At 70.2% G+C, this 10,835-nt stretch carries 10 protein-coding genes; 3 read left to right on the top strand and 7 right to left on the bottom strand.

Annotated elements, in window-relative coordinates; translation table 11 throughout:
- A partial coding sequence (locus tag D7Y11_RS10115; RefSeq protein ID WP_199753710.1) for a hypothetical protein occupies window positions 1–202 on the bottom strand: 202 nt, incomplete at its 3' end.
- Between the two features lie 106 nt (window positions 203–308).
- On the opposite strand from D7Y11_RS10115, the gene mazG reads away from it, so the two are divergent.
- Both mazG and rpsT read left to right on the top strand, forming a co-directional pair.
- A complete protein-coding gene (gene mazG / locus D7Y11_RS10110) occupies window positions 309–1,499 on the top strand; it encodes a nucleoside triphosphate pyrophosphohydrolase (RefSeq protein ID WP_120576274.1) in 1,191 nt (396 codons plus the stop codon).
- Between the two features lie 171 nt (window positions 1,500–1,670).
- On the top strand, window positions 1,671–1,937 hold the full coding sequence (gene rpsT / locus D7Y11_RS10105; RefSeq protein ID WP_120576275.1) for a 30S ribosomal protein S20: 267 nt from the start codon (window positions 1,671–1,673) through the stop codon (window positions 1,935–1,937).
- Window positions 1,938–1,983: 46 nt separating this feature from the next.
- On the opposite strand, the gene lptE is transcribed toward rpsT, so the two are convergent.
- The 3 genes from lptE to leuS all read right to left on the bottom strand — a co-directional run bounded on the left by lptE (window position 1,984) and on the right by leuS (window position 5,716).
- On the bottom strand, window positions 1,984–2,505 hold the full coding sequence (gene lptE / locus D7Y11_RS10100) for an LPS assembly lipoprotein LptE (RefSeq protein WP_120576276.1): 522 nt from the start codon (window positions 2,503–2,505) through the stop codon (window positions 1,984–1,986).
- 100 nt (window positions 2,506–2,605) lie between these two features.
- Window positions 2,606–3,196: a hypothetical protein gene (locus tag D7Y11_RS10095; protein ID WP_126933567.1), complete on the bottom strand. Its 591-nt coding sequence runs from the start codon at window positions 3,194–3,196 to the stop codon at window positions 2,606–2,608.
- An 18-nt stretch (window positions 3,197–3,214) separates the two neighbouring features.
- Window positions 3,215–5,716, bottom strand: coding sequence for a leucine--tRNA ligase (gene leuS / locus D7Y11_RS10090; protein ID WP_126933566.1), 2,502 nt, complete (start codon window positions 5,714–5,716; stop codon window positions 3,215–3,217).
- A gap of 217 nt (window positions 5,717–5,933) precedes the next feature.
- Here leuS and asnS point away from each other — a divergent pair, with 217 nt between their 5' ends.
- Window positions 5,934–7,334 (top strand): asparagine--tRNA ligase, encoded by a 1,401-nt coding sequence (gene asnS / locus D7Y11_RS10085; RefSeq protein WP_126933565.1) that lies wholly within the window; start codon window positions 5,934–5,936, stop codon window positions 7,332–7,334.
- A 70-nt stretch (window positions 7,335–7,404) separates the two neighbouring features.
- Here the strand turns inward: asnS and D7Y11_RS10080 are convergent, their stop codons facing one another.
- Genes D7Y11_RS10080 through D7Y11_RS10070 form a run of 3 tightly spaced genes read right to left on the bottom strand, consistent with a single transcriptional unit; the run spans window position 7,405 to window position 10,812 of the window.
- Complete coding sequence (locus tag D7Y11_RS10080; RefSeq protein WP_126933564.1) at window positions 7,405–8,295, bottom strand: NAD(P)-dependent oxidoreductase; 891 nt, start codon at window positions 8,293–8,295, stop codon at window positions 7,405–7,407.
- Window positions 8,296–8,320: 25 nt separating this feature from the next.
- Window positions 8,321–10,042 carry a putative ABC exporter domain-containing protein gene (locus D7Y11_RS10075; protein ID WP_126933563.1) on the bottom strand — a complete coding sequence of 574 codons (1,722 nt, stop codon included), beginning with the start codon at window positions 10,040–10,042 and terminating at the stop codon, window positions 8,321–8,323.
- Entirely contained in the window at window positions 10,039–10,812 is a 774-nt protein-coding gene (locus D7Y11_RS10070; RefSeq protein ID WP_120576282.1) for an ABC transporter ATP-binding protein, read from the bottom strand. Before D7Y11_RS10070 ends, D7Y11_RS10075 begins: the two co-directional genes overlap by 4 nt.
- Window positions 10,813–10,835: the final 23 nt, after the last annotated feature.

Here is a 10,835-nt window from a genome sequence, read left to right as displayed (position 1 = left end):
GCTCGGGCTCCGGCTCGTCGGCCTCCTCGGAGCCGGTGTCCTCCACCGGATCATCCTCCGTGGCCTGGAAGGTGCTGGGGTCCGGCTCCGGCTCGATGACCTTCTCCTCGATGCGCAGGAGCGGCTCCTGCATCAACGCAGGGGCGCGAGCGGGGACAAGCAGCACGAGGCTGCAACACAGGCCGAGGAACGAGCGGAGCATCCGGACGTCCGATGATAGGCGACAGGCTGGACGATCCGAAATCATGTGGTGCCTTCCGCCCGTGCTACAGGATCCCGTGGCGGGGGGATTGCTCGGGAGTGAATGAATGGCGGCGCCTGGAAGCGAGCTGGAACGACTGGTGGAGATCATGCGGCTTCTTCGGGCCGAGGGAGGCTGCCCGTGGGACCGCGAACAGGACCTGCGCTCGCTGCGCCCCTACCTGACCGAGGAGGCGTTCGAGGTCCTGGATGAAATGGACCGCGTCTCCGACGGCGGCCCGTGGCGCCCGCTGTGTGAAGAACTGGGGGATCTGCTCTTCCAGATTGTCTTCCACGCGCAGCTGGCGGCGGAGCTGGGCGAGTTCACCATGGCGGACGTCTGCGCGGCGATCAGCGACAAGATCACCAGCCGGCACCCGCACGTGTTCGGGGATCAGCAGGTGAAGGTGAACGGCGCCGAGCAGGTGCTGGCCAACTGGGCGCAGCTGAAGGCGGAGGAGCGCAAGAAGAAGACCGGGCGCGCGGGCTCCGTGCTGGACGGCGTGCCCACCGCGGCCCCGTCCCTGCTGCGCGCGGAGCGCCTGACGGAGAAGGCCAGCCGCATCGGCTTCGACTGGCCGGACCTGGCCGGGGTGCGCGGCAAGCTGGACGAGGAGCTGCGCGAACTGGACGAGGCCATCGCGTCAGGCGGCCGGGACGCCATCGAGCACGAGCTGGGGGACGTCCTGTTCTCGCTCGCGAACCTCGCGCGCTTCGTGAAGACGCCCGCGGAGGACGCGCTGCGCATGGCCACGCGCCGCTTCGTCACGCGCTTCCAGTACATCGAGGCGAAGCTGCACGAGGAGAACGTCCCGTTCGGCGGCGCCACGCTCGAGCACATGGAGCGCCACTGGCAGGCCGCGAAGGCCGTGGAGAAGGCGCTCCCCCCGCCCAGCCACCCGCCGCGCGCGTCCGTGGCCACCCTGCGCCTGGCGGTGCCGGACGTGGCGGCCCAGAAGGCCTTCTGGGACGAGCTGGCCTCCTGGCTGGGCTGGACGCCCACCCGGACGACGGATGGCACGGCGGCCTACACGGGCGCGGGCCTGGGGCTCGTCTTCATGCCGGGCGCCCAGGGACAGGTGGCGTCCGCGGTGGCCCTCACCCTGGAGGCCCCCTCCTTCGGGGGGGTCGCCCGGCTCCTGGAGCTGTTCCGGGCCCACCATCCGGGACGGTTGGTGCCGTGCGCCAACACCGAGGCGGGCTTCCAGTTCGTGGATCCCGCCGGGTTGCGGTGGGAATACGCCGCCCCTCCGGCATGATTCTTCCGGCGTGAGGCGTCGATGGGGCCCCGGGAGGCATTCCGGAGGCCTCCGGGGGTTCCGGAACTGGAAATCCTGATCGCGATCGCACGCGTGCCTTGACGCAATGGGGGCGTCGCAGTAAGGACGGCCCCTCTTTTTCCTTGCCTTGCCTTCCGCTGGAGCATTGCCTTGGCGAACACCAAGTCTGCAGAGAAGCGTTACCGCCAGTCCCTGAAGCGCCGCGCCCGGAACGTGAATGTCCGGACGTCCGTGAAGGACGCCGTCAAGTCCGCCCGCGAGGCCATTGCCTCCAAGGACGGTTCGAAGTTGACGGACTCGCTGAAGGCGGCTTCCAAGTCCCTCAACAAGGCGGCCAGCAAGGGCGTCCTGCACAAGCGCACCGCCGCGCGCCGCATCTCCCGGCTGGCCAAGGCCGCCGCGAAGAAGAAGGCCTAGTCGTCCCGTAGCACCACCGCGCGTTGAGGACCGGGCTCCCCGGTCCTCACCAGGTGCTGGCCAGCCGATCGTACCCGTCGCGCATGAGCAACTCCGCCAGGCGCGCCAGCGCGGCCTGACGGTTGGCCTCGGCTTCCAGGACGTTTCCGCGTCCCTGGAGGTAGTCCTCGGTCCCTGACACCACCGTCTCCCCGAGCAGCTGCCCCTCCTTGACGAGGCGCAGCCGCACCGTGGTGGAGACGCGGTAGTTGTTGCCGATGATGGTCGGGGAGGCCCAGACGTTGAGCACCGCCCCCTCAATCGTGGACGTGCAGTTCGGAGCGCTGGCCAGACGGCCCGCTTCGATGAGCTGCTGCCGCAGGTAGCGCGTGAAGAGGTTCTCCAGCGCGGGCTCCGGCGTCTCGTTGGCGAAGATGGGGGCGCACACCTGGCCCGTGCCCTCTGGCAGCGCGGAGCCCCACGGGCTGAAGCGGTAGCCGCACCCGGCTCCCAGCATCGCCACGGCCACCACGCCCCACCGGAACGCCTTCACCGCACCCACCTGAACCGCGCTCCTCGAGGGCCGCATGGGCGCGCACCCTACCCGGCCGCGATCCTCCGTCAAGCGCCGGGGCCGGCCAGCGGCGCGGCTTCGAGACCGGGCCCGTTGTCCCGCGGCGCGGGCTCCCTCAAGCGCCGGAGCCGGCCAGCGGTACTCCTCGCATGCGTCCAGCAGCCGCCAGCGTGTCGCGGGCCGCGGTGAGCCGTGCCTCGCGGGCCGAGCCCTTCAGCGCCATGCCCAGCGGCCACTGCATCCGCGTGCCGTCATCCAGCTCCAGCGTGAGGCCATGGTGGCGGTACAGCGCCGCGAGCCCCAGGCCGATGACGCCCGCCATGAAGGCCATGATCCGCACCGCCTGCGTGGGCGCCCAGAAGAGGCCCAGCGCTGTGAAGGCGAGCAGCCCCAGCGATTCGAAGTAGGGCCGCGTGCGCCACTCCAGCCGCCGCACCCTCGTCCAGGGCACCTCGAGCGTCGGGCCTCCGCCCGGGCGCCCCTGGAACGACAGTTGCGTGTCGTTCACCGCCAGGGCGCGTCGGTTGCCCAGGTCCAGCGCGAAAGGGGAGACGCCCGGCAACGGCGCGGGCGACTCCGAAGCCTCGGGAGACCGGGGCGGCAGGGGCGCCTCCGGCAGCTCCGCGTTGCAGAAGGCACAGCGGCGCCGGGCCGCCGTCTGGGGGCGCCCGCAGGCGGAGCACATGACGAGCACTTCCGCGGGCACCGCCCCTCCCTCCCGCCGTCAGCCGACGACGAAGTTCACCAGCCGCTTGGGGACGAAGACGAACTTGCGCAGCGTCTTGCCTTCGAGGGCGGCCTTCACCTTGTCGTCCGCCTCCGCCGCCGCGCGCACATCCGCCTCGCTCGCGTCCGCCGCCACGCGCACCTCCGCGCGCAGCTTGCCGTTCACCTGCACGGCGTACGGAATCACGTCGTCCACCACCAGCGCCGGGTCGAACTCCGGCCAGGACTCCGTGACGGTGGACGCCTTCGCGCCGTAGGCCTCCGCCAGCTCGTCCGCGATGTGCGGCGCGAGGGGCGTGAGGATGCGCGCGAGCAGCCGCACCGCCTCCCCCATCGCCGCCTTCTCCGCGGGCGTCTCCGGCGTGCCCACCGCGTAGAGCGCGTTCACGCACTCCATGACGCCCGCGACGGCGGTGTTGAAGGACAGGCGCTCGATGGCCTCCGTCACGCGCTTGACGCACTTGTGGGCCGCGCGGCGCGTCTCCAGCGCCTTGCCCTCGTAGGGGCCCGAGTACGTGGCCTCCGCCGAGGAAGCGTGGTGCGTGGCGGCCAGCGTCCACACGCGCTTGAGGAAGCGGAACACGCCCTCCACCTGCTCGTGGGACCAGTCGAAGTCGCGCTCCGGCGGGCCCGCGAAGAGCACGTAGGTGCGCGCGGTGTCCGCGCCGTACTTCGCCACGATGGTGTTGGGCGCCACGCCGTTGCCGTAGCGCTTGCCCATCTTCCGGCCGTCCGCGCCGTTGACGATGCCCTGCGTGATCAGCCGAGTCACAGGCTCGTCCACCGGGGACAGCCCGAGGAGCTTCATCACCCGGGTCCAGAACCGGAAGTAGAGCAGGTGCATCACGCCGTGCTCGGGGCCGCCCACGTAGATGTCCACCGGCAGCCAGCGCTGGCCCTCCTTCGGGTCGAAGGGCGCCACGTCGTACTTCGGCGACAGGTAGCGCGCGAAGTACCAGCAGGAGTCGACGAAGGTGTCCATCGTCTCCGTCTCCCGGCGCGCGGAGCCACCGCACTTCGGGCAGGTCGCGTTGACGAACTCCGGCACCTTCGCGAGCGGCGGCTCCCCCTTGCCGGTGAGCACCGCCTGCGTGTCGATGTCCGGCAGCCGCACCGGGAGCTGCTCCATCGGGACGGGGATGCCCTTGCGCTCGGGGTCGCACTTCTCGCAGTAGACGATGGGGATGGGCGTGCCCCAGTAGCGCTGGCGGCTGAAGCCCCAGTCCTTCTGGCGGTACGTCACCGTGGCCTTGCCCTGCCCCTGCGACTCCAGCTTCGCGGCCAGCTTCACGCGCACTTCGGCCGAAGGCATGCCGGTGAAGTCACCGGAGTCCACGAGGACGCCGTCCTCCGTGTACGCCGCGTCGAGCGTCTCACCGGCGCCGAGCTTGTCGCCGGACGCCGGCTGGATGACCACGCGCACGGGCAGCGAGTACTTGCGCGCGAAGGCGAAGTCGCGCGCGTCGTGCGCCGGGACGCTCATCACCGCGCCGGTGCCGTAGTCGCTCACCACGAAGTTGGCGATCCAGATGGGCACCGGCTGGCCCGTCACCGGGTTCAGCGCGTAGCCACCGGTGAAGACGCCCTCCTTCTCCGCGTCCTCGCCCAGCCGCTCCGTCTTGTTCTGGGCGGCCATCTTCTTCGCGAACGCGTCCACGTCCGCGCGGCGGTCCGCCGTCGTCACCTGGGCCACGAGCTTGTGGTCCGGCGCGAGCACCACGTAGGTGCAGCCGTAGAGCGTGTCCACGCGGGTGGTGAAGACGCGCAGGGCGGCGTCATGCCCCTGCACGCGGAAGTCCACCTCCGCGCCGTCCGAGCGGCCAATCCAATTGCGCTGAGCCGAGGTGATGCGGTCCGGCCACTCCTTGAGCGTGTCGAGCGAGTCGAGCAGGTCCTGCGAGTACTTCGTGATGCGGAACGCCCACTCGGGCATCTCCTTGTCCTGCACCTCGGAGTCACAGCGCTCGCAGCGGCCGTCCTTCACCTGCTCGTTGGCGATGACGGTGTGACAGCCGGTACACCAGTTCACCTTGCTGAAGCGGCGATAGACGAGCCCGCGCTCGAGCATCTGGAGGAAGAACCACTGGTTCCAGCGGTAGTACTCCGGCTGGCTGGTGTTGACCTCGCGCGTCCAGTCGTAGCTGTAGCCGAGCGTCTTGATCTCCGCCTTGAACGACTCGATGTTCTCGCGGGTGCGGATGGCCGGGTGGACGCCGTCCTTGATGGCCGCGTTCTCCGCCGGCAGGCCGAAGGCGTCCCAGCCCATGGGGTGCAGCACGTCGAAGCCGCGCATCTGGTAGTAGCGCGCGTAGACGTCCCCGATGAGGTAGTTGCGCACATGCCCCATGTGCATCTGGCCACTGGGGTACGGCAGCATCTCCAGGACGTACTTCTTCGGGGCATCCGGGCGCCTGCCTGCCCGGAAGAGGCCCTCCTGCTCCCAGCGGGTCTGCCACTTTCCTTCAATCGACTGCGGCTCGTAACGCTCGTTCATCGCCATGGCTTCTCGGTCTCTTAGCGGGAGGTAGGACACGCGGGCAACAAGTCTTGGCGCGTCGAAAGCCTGGACGGCTGGCGGCCCCGGGGCCCTGACCGGGAAACCCGGATGGGCGGGGACCCGGCAGGCCCCGGGCCGGGGCCAGGCTTCGCTCGGTGCTTGCCCTTGGGGCCGGGCACGACTAACTCGCCTTCCCGGTCTGGAGCAGAGGGAGAGCACCATGCAGGTCGTGAGTGTGAAGAAGGCCCTGTCGGGGGCCGTCGAAGCGGGCTCGAAGGTGGAGGTGCGCGGCTGGGTGCGGACGCGCCGCGACTCCAAGGCGGGCATCAGCTTCGTGAACGTGAGCGACGGGTCGGTCTTCGACCCCATCCAGGTCGTCGCGCCCAATTCGCTGCCCAATTACGAGAAGGAAATCCTGCACCTCACCGCGGGCGCCTCCGTCATCTGCCGGGGCACGCTGGTGCAGTCCCAGGGCAAGGGCCAGGCCTTCGAGATCCAGGCGGATGAAGTGCAGGTGCTGGGTCTGGTGGACGACCCGGACACCTACCCCATCCAGCCGAAGCAGCACTCGCTGGAGTTCCTGCGGGAGGTGGCGCACCTGCGCGTGCGCACCAACACCTTCGGGGCCATCACCCGCGTGCGCAACGCGGCGGCGCAGGCGGTGCACCGCTTCTTCCACTCGGAGGGCTTCTGCTGGGTGAACACGCCCATCATCACCGCGAGCGACGCGGAGGGTGCCGGGCAGATGTTCCGCGTGTCCACGCTGGACGCCACCAACCCGCCCCGTGGGCCGGACGGGAAGATCGACTGGGGCAAGGACTTCTTCGGCAAGGAGGCCTACCTCACCGTGTCCGGGCAGCTGAACGTGGAGGCGTACTGCCTCGCGATGTCGAAGGTCTACACGTTCGGCCCCACGTTCCGCGCGGAGAACAGCAACACCACGCGGCACCTGGCCGAGTTCTGGATGATTGAGCCGGAGATCGCCTTCGCGGACCTCAACGAGGACGCGCTGCTGGCGGAGCGGTTCCTCAAGTACGTGTTCAAGGCCGTGCTGGACGAGTGCGCGCCGGACATGAAGTTCTTCGAGGAGCGCCAGCAGAAGGGCGTCACGGAGCGGATGGAGAAGTTCATCGGCTCCAGCTTCGAGCGCATCGACTACACGGACGCCGTCTCCATCCTCCAGAAGGCGAAGAAGAAGTTCGAGTACGCGCCGGAGTGGGGCAAGGACCTCCAGACGGAGCACGAGCGCTACCTCACCGAGGAGCACGTGGGCCGGCCCGTGGTGGTGATGAACTACCCGGAGGCCATCAAGGCCTTCTACATGCGCATCAACGAGGACGGGAAGACCGTGGCCGCGATGGACGTGCTCGCCCCGGGGATTGGCGAGATCATCGGCGGCAGCCAGCGCGAGGAGCGCCTGGACGTGCTGGACGCGCGCATGAGGAAGTTCGGCCTCGATCCCGCGCACTACCAGTGGTACCGCGACCTGCGCCGCTACGGCACGGTGCCGCACGCGGGCTTCGGCCTGGGGTTCGAGCGGCTCATCGTCTACATGTGCGGCCTGCAGAACATCCGCGACGCCATCCCCTACCCGCGCGTGCCGGGCTCCGCGACGTTCTAATCCGCGCCGCGGCGCACTGAAGTCAGCGAGGGCCTTCCGTGGCGCGAACCACGGGAGGCCCTTCGTCTTTTCAGCCCTTCTTCGTGATGCCGGCGCGCTCCTGAGCAAGCGCGCCAAGCGCGGACCAGTCCTCATCGCCGCGCCCCTGGGCGACGCCGGTGAGGAAGTGGTCTCGCAGCAGGCTGGCGAGTGGCAGCGGCACCTCCGCCGCCCTTCCCGCTTCGAGCGCCAGCGTCACGTCCTTGAGGCCCAGGCGCAGCGCGAAGCCCGCGGGCGTGTACTGCCCCTTCGCGATGGCGCCCGCGTAGTTCTCGAAGATGGGCGCCTTGGCGAAGACGGACTTGAAGACGTCCAGGAACGCGGCGCGCTCCACGCCGCACTTCTCCGCGAGCGCGAAGGACTCCGACAGCGCCTCCATCATCGACGCGATGAGGAAGTTGCCGGACAGCTTCACCGTGTTCGCGGCGGACGGCCGTTCCCCCAGCTCCGTGAGGCCGCGCCCCAGGGCCGTGAGCACCGGACGCACGCGCTCCACCTGAGCCTTCGGGCCCGCGGCGACCACCCAGAGCTGCTTGCCCGCGGCGGCTTCGGGCCGGCCGAAGACGGGGGCGGAGACGTAGCCCTGTCCCGCGTCCGTGTGCGCCTTCGTCAGGCGCTCCGACAACGCGACGGAGATGGTGCTGGAGGAGACATGAATGGCGTTCTTCGGCAGGGCGCTGACGATGCCGTCCTTCCCCAGCACGGCTTCTTCCGCGGCGTGGTCGTCCGCGAGCATGGACACGACGACCTCCGCGTCGCGGGCGGCCTCCGCGGGCGTCTTCGCCACGCGCGCGCCCTGCTGCTTCAGCGGATCCGCCTTGGAGGCGGTGCGGTTCCAGACAACGAGCTCATGGCCCGCGCCGATGAGGTTCTTCGCCATGGGCGTGCCCATGTTCCCCAACCCGATGAAGCCGACCTTCATGGAGATGCTCCCTTCGTGCTCGCGTTCACGCTTCGTTCGACTGTTCTTCCGACACGTCCAGCCGCTCGAAGGCGCGGCCCAGGACGGCGACGCCCAGCGCCACCTCCGCGAAGAGTGCTCCCGCCGCCGCCAGCCCCGCGAGCGGAACCGCCCAGCGCCCCATGACAGTGAACAGCGGATAGCCCACGAGGAGGGCTACAACGGCGGCCGGCAACAGTCCCAGGAACGTCACCACCAGCGTGCCCACCAGCGTGAGCAGCCGCTGGCCCAGCGCCTCCACGCCACGCGCCCGCTCGGAGTCCGCCGGAATCCACGCGGGCAGCAGCACTACCGCCGCGTTCTGCACGAACAGCCCCGCCAGGCCCAGCGCCGGCAACACCGACAAGAGGCCGAGCACCACCGGCGTGGACCACGGCGCGAGCGTCACGTCGTCCGCGCCCACGCCCAGCACCAGCGCCACGAGCAGCATCACCCATTGCGCCACGCCCAACGTCAGCGCGGACGCCGCCAGCTCCGCGCCCACCACCTGCCGCCCCGTGAGCGGCAATGCGCGCAAGAGCTCCAGCTTCGGCAGGTCCATGCGCAGGTCGGTGCGGAACGCGCTCGGGCCAATCACGGCCATGGCCACCGCGACCATCAGCGCCATGGGGCCCAGGAACTCACGACTGTTGGAGAACAGCCGCGTGTCCCCCATCACCAGCGCGAACACGGCGCCCAGCACCCCGAAGGACAGCAACATCACCAGCCCGCTGCCCATGCGTCTGCGCGCGATGAGGTTCTTCCACAGGAGCGCCACCTCCGGACGCCCCCGGGCCTTCAGCACGAAGGGCACCCGGCCCACGCGCAGATTTCCCGAGCGCGCGGCCCGCTGCTCCCTGCGCTTCGTCCGCGCTTCCGCCCCGGCCACAGCGGAGTCCTCGAAGGGCACCTCCACCGCGAGCACCCAGGCGTAGTGCGCCACCAGCAGCGCCAGCGACGCGGGCAGGTAGCGCAGGAAGCCCTCCCAGCTTCGCGCCATCGCGGGGGCCACCAGCGCCCGGCCCGGCCACAGCACCGCTCGGGGGCCGGGAGCATCGAGCACATCGCGCAACCACTCGCGCACGGCGAAGGGTCGGGAGAGGTTCTCTGGCAGCGGGTAGTCGCGCAGCGTGGACAACAGCGTGCCCATCCCCGCGACCATGACGACCGCCACGATTGCCCACCGCACCGCGCTGCCCCAGCGGCCTTGAGACACGAGCCACGCGCGCACGAAGGACGCCGCCGTGCCGTGCAGGTAGAGCGTCCCCATGGCCAGCGCCGCGCCCAGGAAGAAGAGCACCGGCTGGGGGCTCGTGAATCGCCCCACGAAGAGGGTCGCCGCCAGCGCCGCGAGCATCGCGCTCAAGAGGCCGCGCAGCAGCTTGTAGTGCAGGAGCGCCTTGCGCGTGACGGGCGCGGCGAAGAAGGTCTGCACCTCCGTCTGCGTGAAGGTCAGCGCGGGCCGGTCCGCGCCCAGCACCCACGCCGTCACCAGCGTGCCCAGCACGGAGACCTCCAGCGAGAACTCCGCGAACAGCCTCGCGTTGGGCGACACCGCGCGGCCCGTGCCCTGCACGAAGACGCTGCGCCCCACCAGCGAGTACAGGTACGCGAGCCCCACCAGCGCGCCCAGGAGGTAGCGCGGACGCTTCAGCCGCTGCACCTGGCGCACCACCCGGTTGCGCCACGTCCTCACCCAGAGGAACGCCACCGCGCTCGGGAAGCTCACGCCGGTTCGGTCCCCCGCGCTTCCGCCTCCTCCGACGCCGCGCTGGTGATGCGCACGAACAGCTCCTCCAGCGACGCGCCGTCCCCGGCTCCGCCCGCCATCTGCTCGCGAATCTCCGCCAGCGAACCCAGCGCCACCGCGCGCCCTCCGGCGATGACGAGCAGCCGGTGGCACAGCTCCTCCACCAGCGGGAGCAGGTGCGACGACAGCACCAACGCCGTGCCCTCCTCCGAGCGGCGGCGCAGCGAGGCCTTCATGCGGCGGATGCCCAGCGGATCCAACCCCGTCAGCGGCTCATCCAGGAGGATGAGCCGGGGCTGGTGCAGGAAGCCGCACGCGATGGACAGCTTCTGCTTCATGCCCCGCGACAGCTCACCCGGCAGTGACTTCTCCCGGCCCGTGAGCTCCATCTCCGCCAGGAGCTCGCGGCCCCGCTCCTCCCAATCCTCCACGCCGTAGAGGCGCGCGGTGAAGTTCAGGTGCTCCCAGACGGTGAGATACTCGAAGAAGCGCGGCTCGTCCGGGAGGAAGGCCAGCTGGCGCTTCGCCTCCACCGGCGCCTGCGCCACGTCGAAGCCCGCCACCCGCACGCGCCCCTCGGAGGCCGGAAGGATTCCGGCCAGGCACCGCAGCGTGGACGTCTTGCCCGCGCCGTTGGGCCCCACCAGCCCCAGCACCTCGCCCGGTGCCACCTGGAAGGACAGGCCGCGCACTGCCCGCACCGCGCCGTACGTCTTCTCCAGCCCTTCGACGTCCAGCGCCGGTTCCATGCGTGCCCTTGGGATTCCTGTCG

The sequence above is a fragment of the Corallococcus sp. AB018 genome, from assembly GCF_003986945.1.
Taxonomy (GTDB): Bacteria; Myxococcota; Myxococcia; order Myxococcales; family Myxococcaceae; genus Corallococcus; species Corallococcus exiguus.
The sequence above is the reverse complement of the archived record's forward strand: the minus strand, read 5'-3'. Positions and strand labels throughout refer to the sequence as shown.

Bases quoted from the DNA above. Each gene is read 5' to 3' on its own strand.
- mazG (WP_120576274.1), top strand. From the start codon at position 309: ATGGCGGCGCCTGGAAGCGAGCTGGAACGACTGGTGGAGATCATGCGG.
- lptE (WP_120576276.1), bottom strand. From the start codon at position 2,505: ATGCGGCCCTCGAGGAGCGCGGTTCAGGTGGGTGCGGTGAAGGCGTTC.
- leuS (WP_126933566.1), bottom strand. From the start codon at position 5,716: ATGGCGATGAACGAGCGTTACGAGCCGCAGTCGATTGAAGGAAAGTGG.
- asnS (WP_126933565.1), top strand. From the start codon at position 5,934: ATGCAGGTCGTGAGTGTGAAGAAGGCCCTGTCGGGGGCCGTCGAAGCG.
- D7Y11_RS10080 (WP_126933564.1), bottom strand. From the start codon at position 8,295: ATGAAGGTCGGCTTCATCGGGTTGGGGAACATGGGCACGCCCATGGCG.
- D7Y11_RS10070 (WP_120576282.1), bottom strand. From the start codon at position 10,812: ATGGAACCGGCGCTGGACGTCGAAGGGCTGGAGAAGACGTACGGCGCG.